General features: G+C 69.4%; 2 protein-coding genes. Both read right to left on the reverse strand.

Annotated features, from left to right (window positions below; all coding sequences use genetic code 11):
- Nucleotides 1-67 precede the first annotated feature (67 nt).
- Nucleotides 68-829: an IS21-like element helper ATPase IstB gene (istB, locus tag Vgi01_RS30230; RefSeq protein ID WP_102661095.1), complete on the reverse strand. Its 762-nt coding sequence runs from the start codon at nt 827-829 to the stop codon at nt 68-70.
- Nucleotides 826-2,050, reverse strand: a 1,225-nt coding sequence (gene istA, locus Vgi01_RS30235) for an IS21 family transposase (protein WP_204293333.1), incomplete at its 5' end; no start/stop codon positions are given. The genes istB and istA, both read right to left, overlap by 4 nt.

Raw genomic sequence — 2,050 nt, forward strand, 5'->3', positions numbered from 1 at the left:
GGCAGGAGATCGCGGTGGTTGGTGTCGCTGGTGGTCGCGGGGTCGTCCGGGGTGGCCGGGGTGGGCATCAGGCGACGTTCTCGATGGCGGTGAGGCGGTTCTTGAGTCGGTAGCTGGGGCCGTTGATGGGGACGACGTCGCAGTGGTGCAGGAGCCGGTCGAGGATGGCGGTGGCCAGGACCTCGTCGCCGAAGACCTGACCCCATTCGCCGAAGCCTTTGTTCGAGGTCAGCAGGGTGGAGCCCTTCTCGTAGCGTTTCGAGATCACTTGGAAGACGAGGTTGGCCTCGGGTCGTTCGAGGGGTTGGTAGCCCACTTCGTCGATGACCAGGACGGTGGGGCGTAGGTAGGTCTGCAGCTTGCGAGCCAGGCGGCCGATCGCGTCGGCGGCGGTGAGGTGGCGGACCATGTCGTCGAGGGTGGTGAAGTAGACGGTGAATCCGGCTCGGCAGGCGGCGACCGCGAGGGATACGGCGATGTGGGTCTTGCCGACGCCGGGCGGGCCGAGGAGAGCGACGTTGGCTTTGGCCTGCACGAACGCGAGGGTGGCGAGGTCACGGACCTTGCGGGGGTCCAGGTCGGGTTGGAAGCTGAAATCGTAGTCGTCGAGGGTCTTGTGGTGTGGCAGCTTCGACAGGCGTAGCCCGGCGCGGAAGCGGCGTTCGTCGCGGACGGCGAGTTCCTCTTCCAGGACGAGGTCGAGGAACTCCAGGTAGCCCATGGCTTCGGTGTCGGCCCGGTCGGTGAGTTCCCGCAGTGTCTTGGCCAGGTGAGGCAGGCCGAGTTTGGTGGCGCTGGCGTGGATGCGGTTGGTGACCAGCTCACTCACTTCGAGACGTCCTTCAGGTGTGGGCGGTGGGTGAACGGGCTGGCCGCAGCGATCTGCTCATAGACCGACAGCGGCCGGGCCTCGACGGCGATCTGGGCGGCGGCGGCGCGGTTGAGCAGGGCTTGCAGCGGTCCCTGGCCGCCGTTGTGGCGGGCCGGTCGGCGTGTGGTCGGCTGCCCGCCGTCGGGGTCGCCGGTGGTGACGGCACGGGTGTGTCCGTCGGGCAGACCGTCCCAGTGGCTTTCGTCGACGACGCGGGCGCCGCGGCCCACGGCCCGCTGGTGCGTGGCCAGCAGCGTGGTGCCGTCCAGGCCGGGCACGGTGGCGTGGATGGTGACGGTGGCGGCGCTCGCCCGAATCTCCACGAGCTGGCGGTGGCGGACCCGTCGGGCCGGCACGGAGTAGAGGTTGCCGGCGTAGGCGACCAGGCAGTCCTTGCCGACGTGCCGCAGATGCCGGTCGGCGACCACATACGCCCTGGCCGGGATCGGTCGCAGCGCGGCGTGGTCACGGACCGCCCGCACGCCGATGATCTCGCCGTGGGTGCGATGCCGCACGGCCCGCCGCTGCGGCACCCAGGCCACGAACGTGGCATCGAGCTCGGCCAGCGACGAGAACGCCCGCCCGGCCAGGACATGATCACGGACGATGGTGACCTGCCGTTCGACCCGCCCTTTGCCGGTCGGCCGATAGGCGGCCAGCACGTCGATGTCGAAGTCGTAGTGCCCGGCGAACGCGACCGCTTCCGGGTGCAGCGGCACCGCCTGGCCTGGGGCGACGTGCCGGCGGACCACGGTCTTTGTCCGGTCGTAGACGATCGCGCCGGGGACCCCGCCGAAGTGCGCGAACGCCCGCCGGTGACACTCCCAGAACGCGGCCAGGTCCTGGCTGGTGGTGAAGCAGCAGAACGGATCCCGCGAGTACGACAGCACCATGTGGAACGAGTACACCTTCGGGATTCCGACGTGAGCGAGGATGCCGCCCTCGTCGCCCCAGTCCACCTGCGCCTGCGCACCCGGGACGACCTCGAACCGGCGGTGCAGCCCCGCCAGCTGATCCGGGCTGATCCCCAACTCCGCGGCGATCCGCGGCCGAGCCTGCTGCAGATACAACTTCACCCGCTGGTAGTTACCGGTGAACCCGTACTGCTCGACCAGGCGTTCGTGGATCACCGTGCCCTTGAGCAGCAACTCCGCCCGCAACCACGCATCGACCACATGC

Source organism: Micromonospora gifhornensis, from assembly GCF_016863515.1.
Taxonomy (GTDB): domain Bacteria; phylum Actinomycetota; class Actinomycetes; order Mycobacteriales; family Micromonosporaceae; genus Micromonospora; species Micromonospora gifhornensis.